This is a genomic window from Dietzia cinnamea NBRC 102147 (assembly GCF_001571065.1).
GTDB lineage: Bacteria > Actinomycetota > Actinomycetes > Mycobacteriales > Mycobacteriaceae > Dietzia > Dietzia cinnamea.
In genome coordinates this window covers 1-12623 of the sequence record NZ_BCSW01000008.1, presented here as the reverse complement: position 1 = coordinate 12623, position 12623 = coordinate 1, and the positions used below count along the sequence as shown (strand labels likewise).

The window sequence follows — 12623 nt, the reverse complement described above, 5'->3', positions numbered from 1 at the left end:
GTGTCCCCGGTCTCCCCCTCACGCGGTGAGGGTGACCCCCTCGAGGAGGACGGCGAGCTTGGCGCGGCCGCGGGCGCACCGGCTCTTGATGGTGCCCGGGGGGACGTTGAGCAGGTGGCTGGCCTCGGCCACGGTGCACCGCAACATGTCGACGACGACGACGGCGTCGCGCTGATCGTCGGGCAGGCCCGCGAGCGCCTCGGCGACGATGATCGCGTAGGCGGGATCCTGGTGGAAGTGATCGCGCAGGGTGACCTGCTCGTGCAGTGACGGGGTGAGCTGCGTATGGGTACGCAGGCGTTGGGCGCGCATCTTGTCCAGGCACGCGTTGACCACGATCCGGTAGAGCCATCCCTGGACGGGGCAGGCGTGCTTGAACGTGTCCGCCTTGCGGTACGCCGAGACGAGGGCCTCCTGGAGGGCCTCCGCGGCGTCATCGCGGTTGAACGACGTCCGGATGGCCAGCCGCCACAGGTAGTCGTAGTGACGGCGGACGAGCGCGGAGAACGCGTCCGGATCGCCGGCGACGTGCGCGTCGATCAACTCCGCGTCCGTCAGCGGGGACTCCGCCCGCAGGGACGCACGCGTCGTCGCCGGGGCGGGGGTGACGGTGGCACCGGTGTTCACGGGCGTCACGGTAACCCGGTGCCTCGGCCGGTGGGGGTGCCACCTCGGCGCCGGGCGGGTCAGCGGGTGAGCTCGACCTCGGTGATCTCGGCGTCGTAGGCCTGGGCACCGGACGTGCCGAGCCGGGTGATCCACACGAGGAGGTACCGCGACTCCTCGGGCTCGTCGATCGTCACGGTCGCCTCGCCGTCGCGGACGGTGCCCGTCCCGAGCCGGGTGGTCTCGTCGAGGGAGCTCGGCGTCGCGCTGGTCGCCGAGCGCACCTCGAAGCGCACGTCGTCGTCCTCGGAGTGCAGGACCACCCGCCGGACCTCCTGCTCGCCGTCGAGGGTGAACATCAGCCCGATGCCCGGCTTGTAGGCGGACGGCGAGTCGCCGATCTGCGCGCGGTAGGTGTCGCTCGACCACGAGGTGGACCGGTCACCGTCGGCCACGTTCGGCGCGCTCGCCGAGTTCTCCGCCGTGCCGGCCGAGGACGCCGGCTGCCAGGTCGTCACGGTCGAGACCTCGACCGGCGTGTCCGGGGTGTCCCACTCGGTCTCCTCGGTGTCCGCGTCGGCGTCCGCCTGGTCCTCCGGCGCGGGTTCGGTGGTCTGGGACGCCCGGCTGGCCTGGGCGGCCCGCTCGATCGCGTCGAGCTGTTGCGACAACGGCGTGTTGTTGCTCGTGCCGCCGAAGCCGCCGAGCAACCACGTGAGGACCAGGACGATCACCACGACCGCCGCGGCGGAGGTGCCGGCCATGATCTGCCACCGGCGCTTCTGCGTCTCCGGGTCCGGATCGGAGTACGGCTCGGAGTACGGCTCAGCGGTCCCGCCCGCGTACGCCCCGTCGTACGCCCCGCCCGCCGGGTCCGGGTCCACCGGGCGGGTGACACGCGCGGCGCGCACCGGCCCGCCGACGCGGTCGGCAACCATGGACCTCACGGTGGCCGCCGAGCTCACCGACGACCCGTCGAGCGTCCGCATCGCCAGCACGGCGGACTCGGGCGAGACCCCGGCGCCGACCACCGTGGGATCGAGGACCTCGTCGTCGTCGCCCCTCGGGGCCTCCCCCGGGCGCCCGTCGGCCGGATCGTGCCGGTCGGACCCGTCGGGAAGGGGCAGCGGCCACGTCCCGGTGAGCAGCGCGTAGAGGACCGCGCCCAGACCCCGCACGTCGGCGCGGGCGTCCGCGCCCTCGCGCACTCCGGGGAAGGACAGTACGGCGCGCCCGTCCTCGGTGAGGCGGACCCGGTCCGGCGAGTCCAACCCGAGGGCGAGGCCGGCCTCCTCGGCGCGGGTCGCGGCGTCGGACAGGCCCCACACCGCGCCCACGGCGGAATCCGGGTCGGGCTCCGAGACGGCGGCGGCGAGACTGCGGCCCGGGATCCACTCGGTGACGACGATGCCGCCCGCGCGGCCGCGGATGACGTCGAGCACGCGCGCGAGGCCGTCGGAGTAGACGGACGTCAGGGCGACGGTCCGGTCGAGGACCCCGGTGGCCGAGCCCGGGGGCTGCTCGCCGGGCAGGGGGTCGACGAAGGTGAGGGCGACGAACCTGTCGAGGCGCCGGTCGCGGGCCTTCCAGAACGCCTGCCCGGCGACGCCGCCGCACGGCTCGAGCAGCTCGTACCGGCCACCGGAGACGAGGCCGCCGACGGTCAGACGAGGAGGAGTGGGGGAAGCGGACCCCACGGGGGCCCCGGTCTGATCGCCCACCCGCTGTCCTCCTCGCCTGGTGCGCCCGGCCTCCCGTCGGCCGCTCGTGACCCCTCGAGTGTACGTACCGCCCGCCCGGGGAATCGACTATCGCCTCAGACGCCCCACGAGGCCGCGGAGAACGGGGGTGATGGAGTCCAGTTCCGGCAGACGGGATCTCGACAGGACCAGCCCGGTGACCGCGAGGGTGAGGACACCGGCGAGCGCCGCGCGGAGCACGTAGCCGATGCTGCCGACGGCGTCGGTGAGCGCGTCCATCGGCAGCACCGTGTCCACCGCGAGGGCCACCAGGGCGCCGGCGACCGAGGCGCCGAGCGTCCACGCGGCGGACCGGAGGGTTTCCCGGCCGCGCAACGACCCGAGCTTCGAGCGGAGCAGGACGTACCCGGCCACCGCGCCGACGACCCAGCCGATGCCGTTGGCCAGGGCGAGGCCGATCACCACGTGCGAGCGCTCGTCCGCGACCGCGGGGACGAGGAGCGAGAGGACGACCCGGACGACGGTGATCGCGAGGATCATCACCGTGGGCGTCCAGTAGTCCTCACGGGCGTAGAAGACGCGCTGCTGCAGGAGCACGATCGCGTAGGGCACCAGGGTGAACGCGCCGGCGGCCACGGTGAGGCCGAGGACCCGGGCGCTTTCGGCGTCGAAGTTGCCGTAGCGGAACAGGCCCGTGGCGATGGTCGGTCCGAACGCCGTCATGAAGGCGATGATCGGCAGGAGGCCGAACAGGGACAGCCGGGTCCCCAGCGAGATGTCGCGCACGACCGCGTCGTTCCGGCCGGCGACGCCGTTGTCCGCGAGGCGGGGGTTGATCGCCGTGAGCAGCGTGACGCCGATGATCCCGTACGGGACCTGCAGCAGCAGCCAATAGGTCTGGTAGATCGCGATGGCGGCCTCGTCGGCGGCGGCGCCGATGCGGTTGGTCATGACCAGACCGACCTGCGAGATGAGCACGTACGTCACGCCGGCCAGCGCGTGCCCGCCGAACTGCTTGATCCGCGGGTCGAGCCCCCACTGCGGGCGCAGGTCGACACCGGCGCGGCGCAGCGCGGGGACGAGGACGGCGGCCTGGACGACCACGCCGAGCGTCGTGCCCAGACCGAGCAGCAGGATCGGGCCGCTGAGCAGGTTGACCGGCGCCGCAGGGTCGATACCGCTGCCCACCACCGCGAACAGGGCGAGCGTGGCGATCGCGACGACGTTGTTCCACACCGGCGCCCACGCGCCGGGCCGGAAGACGCCGTTGTAGTTGAGCACCGCCAGCATCACGGAGAACACGCCGTAGAAGAAGATCTGCGGAAGCAGCAGGAACGCGAACGCGGTGGCCAGGTCGGTGTTGACCTCGCCGTCGCCGAGGTTGAGTTCGGTGAGCAGCGGCGCGCACGCCACGGCGAGCACCGTCGCGCCGAGCGCGAGCGCCGAGGTGACGGTGAGCAGGCGGCGGATGAAGGACACTCCCCCGTCCGCGTCCTCCTGCGCCGCCTTGGCCAGCAGCGGCATGAACATGGCCGTGAGCACCGAACCCAGCACGAGCTCGGTGATCATGTTGGGCAGCGTGTTGGCGGTGTTGAACGCCGACGCGACCGCGGGGCCCAGCACGGTGAGGATGAGGATCATCCGGACGAAGCCGGTGATACGGCTCGCGAGGTTGGCCACGGCCATCGAGCCCGTCGACCGCATCACGGACGCGTCGGACGAGTCGCGCGTGCGGCCCCCGGTCCCGCCCCCGGAGCGGGACTCGGAGGACCCGTCCGTGGACGCGCCGGCAGCCGGGGTCGCCGCGCTCACGGAGGCGGCCGTCATCGCGGGGGTCGGGATCGCGTCGGGGACGAACGAGTCGGCGACCGGCGGCGGCGACGCCGGGCCGGGCAGCACGCAGCTGCCCGACTCACGCCGCCTGGCCCTGAGGCCGGGATCCGGTCTGCGCAGTTCGGGTCCGGTGGACCCCTGCTCGTCGTTCACGGTCGGTGCCCTTCGTCCGCGGGGTCGAGGATGCCCCGACGGTAGCGCAGGTAGCGCCGACCCCCGAGGACGAGGGCGAGCGCCGCCGCGGCCAACGCGAACGCCTGCGCGACCGGGTACCCGCCGGTCTGGACGGACAGTTCCACCGGCTCCGACAGCGGTCGGCCGTCGGGACCGGTGAGCATGAAGGTCACGGCGTGCCGGGTGCCGCCCTCGGCGTCGGACTGGGTGGGCACCTGCAGGGTGCGCGATCCGCTCGCCGGGATCTGGACGACCCCCACCGGGTCCACCCGGATGTCCTCCGGGGCGGTCACCGTCACGCCGACGCGGACCGGGAACGGCAGGGCGTTGCGCGTCACGAGCAGGAGCGGGCTGTTGGGGCTGGCCATCGTGAAGACGCTGCCCGGCGGCAGGAGGTCGACGCGGTCGAGGGAGGCGCTCACCGTCTCCTCGAGCCGGTCGAGTCGCGCGGCGGACCGGGCCAGTGCGTCCTCGCCGGTCCCGGATCCGGGGTCCACACCGTCGCCGCCGGCCCGCCGCCCGGTCTCCGAGAGGACCCGCAGCGCGTCGGTGACCATCGGGTCGAGGTGATCCTGGGCGCCCGCGGAGGTCGGATCGGAGGTGTCGACCAACGAGCGGAGCGTGCCGACGGCCTCGAGGGCGGTGGCGATGCGCCGGTCCGCGTCGGCAGGGTCGGGCGCGCCGGGGTCGACCGCGCCCGTCGGATCCGGGGCGAGGGTCCCGTCGGGGACGGTCACGGGGCCGGTGAGGCGTTCGGTGAGCGGGAGCGCCCGCATGCGGCCGGCCGCCAGCTGGGCGCCGAGCGACTCGAGCAGGGAGCCGGCCGATTCCCCGTCGACGGTCCACACCTGGGGCGGCACGGCGAGGACGCCCTGAGCGTCCGCCGTGGTGTCCCCCGGGCCACCCGCCGCGTCGATCGCGTCCACCACCGGCGCGAGGAGGGCCGCGCGGGCGTCCTGGAGCCGGGCTGCCGGCGAGTCGGCCGTGAGCCAGTACCGGGTGGCCGGGTCCGAGTAGCGCGGGTTCTCCGGCACGTCGCCGGTCGCGGCCAGGGCCGAGCCGATCGTCGCGGAGTAGGTCAGCGCGCGCCCGGCCGCCGTGCCGGCCAGGCCCACGACCCCGGGGGGCGGCACGAGGCCGGTGTCGGTGCGGGTGGACGGCGCGGCCACCACGGCGCTGCCCGCGCCACCGCCCTGCGGGGCGAGGGCCTCGGCGGTGCCCGGCGCCAGGGTGCCCGAGGCGGGCACGACGACGTCGGGGACGGGCGCCACCCCGAGGATCCGCTCGACGGAGCCCGCGTTGTCGAGTGCCGCACGCGTGAGGTCGGTGGACCCGACCGCCGCGACGGACTCGAGACCCGCCTGCGCGGCCGGGAGGCTCACCACGCACGCGCCGTCGGCCAAGGCGCGCAGCTCGTCCAACCAGCGCGTGGCGTCCGCGGCGACGGCCTCCGGATCGGCCGGGCGCGTCGTGGCGCCGCCGGACCCGGAGTCGTCATCGCCACCGCCGCGGACCCTGGCGCCACGCGCGGAGGAGTCACCCGTGCGATCGGATCCGGCGTCGTCGGAGATCACGATGGGGCGGCCGCCCGCGATCTCGGACACGGTCCCCAGGAGCGACGGATCCACCGCCAGACACATCGAACGCCGCAGCTCCTGACCCCCGGGTCCGTCGAACGCCTCGTCGGCCGCGCGGACCAGACCGGTGAGGCGACCGGAGTCCGACAGCTCCCGCAGGAGGGAATCGTCGGTCAGCATCACCACGGGATCGGGACCCTCGACACCGGGCACCGCCGCGACCCGCGTCGGTGACGAGGCCAGCGGCCACAGCACCGTCAGCGGGACCGGCGCCGGACGCTGCTCGTCCGCCGGCGAGGGGTCGACCACCTCGTCGTCGTCGACCCCCGGCACGGTCGCCGGCCGCGGCGCCTCCAGCACGGGCAACAGGGTGCGGGCGTCGTCGAGGCGCGCGGGGGATCCGCCCGCGGGCGTGCCGTTGACGTTGACGAGCAGCGGGTAGACGCCGGGCTCGGTGAGCTGCAGGTCGGGACCCGGATCACCGGGCACGGCGCGCGCGGGCATGGAGACCCGGTACGTCACCGACGCGCCCGGCGGCACGGCCTCCGCCACGCGGACGAACTCGCCGCGCACCCCGAACGACGGTTCCGACCACACCAGCGGTTCGCGCACCGACTCGGCGTCGGCGGACCGCGGCCCGCGCTGCAGGCGCACGTCGACCGCCTCGAGCGGGGTGTCGCCGACGTTGGTGATGGTCCCCGACACCGTGACGACCGGGACGCCGGCCTCGGTGCCGACGGCGGCCCCTCCCCCGCCCCCGGCGCCCGCCGGGTCGTTCGCGCCGTCGAGGACCCGAGGGGTGAGCTCGTCGATGCTGATCCTGGCCAGTGCGGGGGCCGGATCGGGGATGTAGCCGGCGGCCGAGGCCTGCTCGGGGGTGATCGCGCGGGCCGCGGCCGGGCCCCACGCGGTGCCGACGCCCCAGCCCGGTCCGATCGCCAGTGCCGCGCACAACGCCGTCGGGACGACCGCCCGGACTGCACGCCCAACCGGCCGCCCGATCACGGCCCTGACTCCTCCGGGGAGTCGTCGCGGGGCGCGGCTGCGGAACCCGGGGCGTGACTGCGGCGGACCGGCTCCGGACCGTCGGCCCGGCGGGACGGGTCCACCACCTGCGCGTCGGCGGGCGGAGGGTTGTCGCCTGCGGCCTCGGCGCGGGCGAGCTGCGGCAACAGGGTGCGGGCGGCCTCGACCAGCCGCCGCTCGTCCGGATAGGCCAGGCGGCGGGGCAGGTCGTCGAACGGCACCCACGCGACCTCGGTGATCTCGGGGTCCTCGTCGCACAGGTCGCCGTGGTCGTAGCGGATGAGGTGGTGGTGGACGGTCTTGTGGATGCGTCGGCCCTCGGCCACGAACCAGTAGTCGATGGTGCCCAGCGCCGCCAGGACCGTGCCGTCGACGCCGGTCTCCTCGAGCACCTCGCGCCGGGCCGTCTCCTCGACGGTCTCGCCCGGCTCGATGTGCCCCTTGGGCATGGACCACAGCATGCGCCCGCGCCGGTCGAGGCGACCGATGAGCGCCACCTCGAGCCGGGACAGGTCCGGCTCGGGCCCGCTCGCGGCGCGCTCGAGACCGCGCACGACCAGCCCGCCGGCCGAGGTCTCCAGCACGGTCTTGAGGCGCTGGCCCCCGCGGGGATGGCGCGCTCCCCCGCGGCCGCCGCGGGCGTTCTTGGCGCCGCCCTTGCCGCCCTGGGCGCCCGGCTTGGCGCCGGTCTTGGGCGCGTTCTTGGCGGCCGTCTTACCGCCGGTCTTGGACCCGCCCTTGCCGCCGGCCTTCGCGGGCGGCGACGTGCGGGTGGTGTTGGCCGAGGCCGCCTGTCCCCCACCGGATCGGGACCGGGTGGAGGCGCGTGGGTGGCGGGGCGCCTGGCGTGAGGTCGCGCCGGCGGTGCCGTCGCCGGACTTCACCGTGTGGGTGGTGTCGGCGCTCTGCTGCTTCTGGGCCTCGGCCGCGCGGCCCTGCCCCCGGCCGCCGCGTCGTCCGCGGCCCCCGCGACGGCGTCGCCGGCCCTGGCGGTGCTGGCCGTCGTCGGGGGCCCCGGACTGTCCCCCGTGGGCGGCCTTCGGGCCCGACGCGCCGCCGGCACCGCCGGAGGGCTTCTGCGGGGCTGATTTCTGGGCGTCGCCCTGCCCGGACCGCTGCCCGTCGGAGCCCTTCGCTCCGGTCCGATCCGACCGATGACCTGCGGATTCACGTCCAGGGGTGCCGGGTCCGGCCGGCCGACGCGCACGACGACGCCGCGGCGCGTTGGCGCGCGGGTCGGCGGGACGATCGGCTTCGGACACCCATCGATGCTACCGGCCGGGGGTGACTTGACCGGAATCCACGGCGTGCCGTCGCCGGGCCGCGCGCGGTCAGGCCCCGAGCGCCGGCCCGACGACCCGCCACGAGTCGCGCAGCTCGCGGGAGAACAGGCCGAAGGTGTGCGCGCCGCTGGGATAGCGGTCGTAGGTGAACGGCACGCCGCCGGCCCGCAGCGCGGCGGCCATGTGGCGGGTCCCCAGGTCGGCGGCGAGCTCGGTGGGGGCGCCGATCGCGAGGGTCGCCGAACCGAACTCCGCGGCGTCGTCGGGGCCGGGGTTGCCCGGTGCGGAGGCGAGATAGAGGGCGGTGCCGCGGAGTCGCTCGGCGAGCGCGGCGGGCAGCTCGGAGTCGAGGAAGGTGTGCCAGCGGTTGACGCCGAGGACGGGGTCGGGTCGCTGCCAGTCGGTGTAGAGGCTGAACCGGCCGCCCTCGGGGCTGGCGACGAGGACGTGCTTGTCGGCGAAGAAGTCCTGGTAGTCGGTGTGGTAGGCCCAGCCGACGTGGTCCTCGCCGCCGCCGACGCCGTTGAGCAGCAGCAGCAGCGGCGCCGGGCGCGCGCTCGGCGGGAGGAGGACGAACGTCGGCACCGCCTTGTTCATGGCCGGCGACCACACGTCGGCGAGGACCTTGCGGCCCTCCACGGGCTGGACGCGCAGGACCTGCGGGCGTGCGGGGTCGGCGGGCGGCGGGGCCGTGGGTCGCGGGGCGGTGGTGAAGCCCAGGGCGGTGGAGGTGTCGACGCCGCCGGCGGACTGTGCGGCCGCCGTGGGGACGGTCCCGGGGACGACCGCGGTCAGGGTGGCCGCCGCGCCGGTCAGGGCCGCCACCGCCGCGAGGGTGACGGCGGCCGGGGCGCCGGTCCGACGGGTGGGTGACAGGCGTGGACAGGGGCGGCGACGACGAGACACGCCCGTCACTCTAAGTCACTCCTGTCACAGGGCACAGGGTGTCGGGGTGGGCGCCACGTGAGGCGGGACCGGCGACCCGGGCGCGGCTAGAGTCCGCTGTATGAGCTCTGGCCCGCCCGCGCACGCCCTGGTCCTGCGACACCGGGCCAAGCCGGGCCGTCGCGAGGATCTGATCGAGGCGTGGCGTCGGCACATGCCCGGGGCGGTACAGGCCAACGACGGGCATCGCGCCTACGTCCTGTGCGCCTCGTACGTGGACCCGGACGTGATGGTGGTGTTCCAGCACTACCGGGACGCGGCCGCCGCGCAGGAGTTCCTCGGCAACCCGGCCTACCTGCGGTATCTCGAGGAGTCGGGGGACCTGCTGAGCGGGCCGCCGGAGGTCGAGGCGGTCGAGCCGCTGTGGTCCAAGACGGCCGTGGCGGACGACTGAGACCCGCGGCGGGTCGCCAGCGCCGGTTCTCCGCCCGGCCGGGGGATGTCGGGCCCACTCGGTAAAGTCAGCGCCGTGACAGCCCGCAGACCGACCTCCGATCGCAGCGCCGCCGGCGATCGTGCCGCCTCCGACCGACACGATGCCGCGGTGTTCTCGGGTCTGCAGGACGGCCCCGGCGCCAGGCCCGATCCGGCGGAGGTCGAGGCCCGCAGGGTCCGGCTGTTGGCCGGTGCCCAGACCACCCTCAACCAGCTCGCCGACGTGCTGTCCCCGCTGGCGGCGGCGTTCGGTGAGGCCGGGCACGAGCTGTATCTGGTGGGCGGCAGCGTCCGCGACGCCGTGCTCGGGCGGCTCGGCACGGACCTGGACTTCACGACCGACGCCCGCCCGGAGGCGGTCCGGGGGATCCTCGACCGCTACGCGGACGCGGTGTGGGACACGGGGATCGAGTTCGGCACGCTGTCCGCCGTCAAGCGGGACCGCGATGGGATCGAGCAGCAGATCGAGATCACGACCTTCCGCGCGGACTCCTACGACGGGGTCACCCGCAACCCCGAGGTCGTCTACGGGGACACCCTCGACGGGGACCTCGTGCGGCGCGACTTCACCGTCAACGCCATGGCGGTGCGTCTCCACCCCGACGGCCGGCACGAGTTCGTCGACCCGCTGAACGGGATGGACGCGCTTCTGGCCGGCGTGCTCGACACCCCGGCCGCGCCCGAGCAGTCCTTCGCCGACGACCCGCTGCGCATGCTGCGGGCGTGCCGCTTCGTCTCCCAGCTGGGCTTCACCCTCGCGCCACGCGTGTTCCGGGCGATGACGGAGATGACCGCGGAGATCGACCGCATCACCGCGGAGCGGGTCCGGGCCGAGCTCGACAAGACGATTCTCGGCGACTACCCGATCGACGGCATCAACATGCTGTGCGAGACCGGCCTGGCCGACCACGTGCTGCCCGAGGTGCCCGGCATGAAGCTCGAGCGGGACGAGCACATGCAGCACAAGGACGTCTACTGGCACTCGCTGACCGTGCTCAAGCAGGCCATCGACCTCGAGCCGGAGGGTCCCGACCTCGTCCTGCGCTGGGCGGCGCTGCTGCACGACATCGGCAAGCCGGCCACCCGCGCGCCCAAGCCCGGCGGCGGCGTGACGTTCCACCACCACGAGGTGGTGGGCGCCAAGATGGTCCGCAAGCGCATGCGCGCCCTGAAGTACCCCAAGCAGATGATCGAGGACGTCTCGGGACTGGTGTTCCTGCATCTGCGCTTCCACGGGTACGGCGAGCGCCAGTGGACCGACTCGGCCGTGCGCCGCTACGTCTCCGACGCCGGTCACCTGCTCCCCCGCCTGCACCGGCTCGTGCGCGCCGACTGCACCACCCGCAACAGGCGCCGCGCGGCCAAGCTGCAGGCCAACTACGACTCGCTGGAGAGGCGGATCGCCGAGATCGAGGAGAAGGAGGACCTCGCGCGGGTCCGCCCCGACCTCGACGGCAACGAGATCATGAGTCTGCTCGGCCTCAAGCCCGGGCCCGAGGTCGGCCGAGCGTGGGCGTTCCTCAAGGAACTGCGTCTGGACCGCGGCCCGCTCGACCGGGACGAGGCCGAGGCCGAACTCCTCCGGTGGTGGGCCGAGCAGAACGGCGGGGACCAGCCGGCCGGGGGACCGGACACGGACCGGCAGAACGGCGACCCGGCGTGACCGGCGGAGCGGTCGACCGCTACCTCTCGTCGGCGGTCGGTCGCCTCGTCGTCGTCGTCCTCGCCGCCGTCGGCACGCTGCTGCACACCGTCGGCGTCCCGGGCCTGCAACAGATCCCGCCGTACCGCATCGACCTCGACGTCTACCGCGTCGGCGGACAGGTGTTCCGCGACGGCGGCGAGCTGTACGGCGAACTGCCGCAGCTCGCGCAGGGCGCGCACCTGCCGTTCACCTATCCCCCGCTGTCCGCGCAGATCTTCTCGCTGCTCACGCTGGTGCCGCTGCCGGTGGCGTCCGCGCTCGTCACGCTGGCGACCATCGCGGTGCTGGCGCTCGTCGTGCAGCTGGTGCTCACGCGCACGTGCGAGCGGCCGGCGCGCGAGCTGTGGTGGCTCACGGCCGCCGTCATGGTGGTGGCGCTATGGTTCGGCCCGGTCCGCGAGACGATCGGGTTCGGACAGGTCAACGTGTTCCTCATGGCGCTCGTGCTGGTCGATGTCATCCTCGGCCGCGGGCGGTGGTGGGGCGGGACGCTCACCGGGCTGGCGATGGCCATCAAGCTCACGCCCGCGGTGTTCCTGCTGTACTTCTTCCTGCGGCGGGACTGGCGTGGGCTGGCCACGGCGGTGGTGTCCGCGCTGGCGTTCACCGGCCTCGGCCACCTGCTCGCGCCTGACGACTCCGCCCGCTACTGGAGCTTCGCCATCCGTGATCCCGAGCGGATCGGCGGCCTCGCGTTCACCTCCAACCAGTCGGTGAACGGCGTCGTCTACCGGCTCGGCCTCGAGGACACCGCCGCGTCGATCGTGTGGTTCCTCGTGGCCGCGACGATCGGGTTGGGGATCGCGTGGGTCGCGTGGCGTCTGCTGCGGTCTGGTCAGGAGGTCGCCGCTGCGGTGGCGGTGGGTCACGTCGCGCTGTTCTGCTCGCCCGTGTCGTGGGGCCACCACTGGGTGTGGGCGGTGCCGGCGGTCGTGCTCGCGCTGGTGTGGGCCGACCGTGCGGGGCGGCGGGGCGACCGCGACGAGCGCCTCTGGCTGGGCCTCGCCGCCAGCGGCGTGGTGATCTTCCTGGCGACTCCCCAGTGGTGGGTGCCGAACAGCGAGGGCCGCGAGCTGGGCTGGAGCCCGGTCGAGCACCTCGTCGGCAACGCCTACCTCATCTGGGCGCTGGTGTTCCTGGTGGTGCTCGGGCTGCGGGCGGCCCGCCTGGGCCGGCCCGATCTGGGCGGCGACCCCCGCCAGCCCGTGGTGCTGGACCGCGCGCTAGCCCGCTGACCGCGCCTCCCCCGGGCTGCGCGGCCCGGCCGGTTCCGCCGGCTGCGCGCCGCTGGCCTGGCCCGGCCGGCCGCTGCTCGCCGCGCCGGCCCCCGGTCCGCCCG

Annotated in this window: 9 protein-coding genes; 3 read left to right on the top strand and 6 right to left on the bottom strand. The window is 74.6% G+C overall.

Annotated features, from left to right (window positions below):
- Positions 1 to 18: 18 nt before the first annotated feature.
- From sigM to DCI01S_RS17815, 6 genes are all read right to left on the bottom strand, one after another.
- Entirely contained in the window at positions 19 to 636 is a 618-nt protein-coding gene (gene sigM / locus DCI01S_RS04755; protein WP_061228195.1) for an RNA polymerase sigma factor SigM, read from the bottom strand.
- Positions 637 to 686: 50 nt separating this feature from the next.
- A complete protein-coding gene (locus DCI01S_RS04750; RefSeq protein ID WP_061228194.1) occupies positions 687 to 2327 on the bottom strand; it encodes a protein kinase family protein in 1641 nt (546 codons plus the stop codon).
- 87 nt (positions 2328 to 2414) lie between these two features.
- Entirely contained in the window at positions 2415 to 4292 is a 1878-nt protein-coding gene (gene murJ, locus DCI01S_RS04745) for a murein biosynthesis integral membrane protein MurJ (protein WP_061228193.1), read from the bottom strand.
- Positions 4289 to 6895 carry a hypothetical protein gene (locus tag DCI01S_RS04740; protein WP_244881653.1) on the bottom strand — a complete coding sequence of 869 codons (2607 nt, stop codon included), beginning with the start codon at positions 6893 to 6895 and terminating at the stop codon, positions 4289 to 4291. Before DCI01S_RS04740 ends, murJ begins: the two co-directional genes overlap by 4 nt.
- The gene (locus DCI01S_RS17820) at positions 6892 to 8178 is read right to left on the bottom strand and encodes an NUDIX hydrolase (RefSeq protein WP_244881652.1); all 1287 of its coding nucleotides are present in this window, start codon (positions 8176 to 8178) and stop codon (positions 6892 to 6894) included. The genes DCI01S_RS04740 and DCI01S_RS17820 overlap by 4 nt, the downstream gene beginning before the upstream one ends.
- Before the next feature lie 69 nt (positions 8179 to 8247).
- Entirely contained in the window at positions 8248 to 9105 is an 858-nt protein-coding gene (locus DCI01S_RS17815) for an alpha/beta hydrolase-fold protein (RefSeq protein ID WP_244881651.1), read from the bottom strand.
- Between the two features lie 100 nt (positions 9106 to 9205).
- Between DCI01S_RS17815 and DCI01S_RS04720 the strand changes: the two genes are divergently transcribed.
- The 3 genes from DCI01S_RS04720 to DCI01S_RS04710 all read left to right on the top strand — a co-directional run bounded on the left by DCI01S_RS04720 (position 9206) and on the right by DCI01S_RS04710 (position 12519).
- Positions 9206 to 9538: a putative quinol monooxygenase gene (locus DCI01S_RS04720; protein WP_061228190.1), complete on the top strand. Its 333-nt coding sequence runs from the start codon at positions 9206 to 9208 to the stop codon at positions 9536 to 9538.
- Between the two features lie 150 nt (positions 9539 to 9688).
- Positions 9689 to 11242, top strand: a complete 1554-nt coding sequence (locus tag DCI01S_RS04715; RefSeq protein WP_174521526.1) for a CCA tRNA nucleotidyltransferase — start codon at positions 9689 to 9691, stop codon at positions 11240 to 11242.
- On the top strand, positions 11239 to 12519 hold the full coding sequence (locus DCI01S_RS04710) for a glycosyltransferase 87 family protein (protein WP_061228189.1): 1281 nt from the start codon (positions 11239 to 11241) through the stop codon (positions 12517 to 12519). The genes DCI01S_RS04715 and DCI01S_RS04710 overlap by 4 nt, the downstream gene beginning before the upstream one ends.
- Positions 12520 to 12623: the final 104 nt, after the last annotated feature.